At 34.5% G+C, this 255-nt stretch carries 1 pseudogene; it reads right to left on the minus strand.

Going from position 1 to position 255, the window contains the following annotated elements:
• Window positions 1-255, minus strand: a pseudogene (locus GNY06_RS13670) (IS982 family transposase); the annotation flags it as partial.

The raw sequence follows: 255 nt of genomic DNA on the forward strand, positions 1-255 counted from the left end.
AATCCCATCAGTAGTACACACTGCATGCAATTTATAACCATAATAAACACTATTTTGCCAAGCACAAAAACCTTTATCCGAGCTGGTAAAGTAATTTTCTCTACAAACAGTACTTCTGCAACTTCTGCTTAATTTGCATATTTCTAATGGCATGCTATCTACAATGTAATAATCACTGACAGATATTTTTGCAGCTATCTTGTTTCTTAATGAATCCCGATAAGCAAACAAGTTGCGCTTTCTGCGATTGTAAAC

The sequence above is a fragment of the Elizabethkingia argenteiflava genome, from assembly GCF_009904105.1.
Taxonomy (GTDB): Bacteria; Bacteroidota; Bacteroidia; order Flavobacteriales; family Weeksellaceae; genus Elizabethkingia; species Elizabethkingia argenteiflava.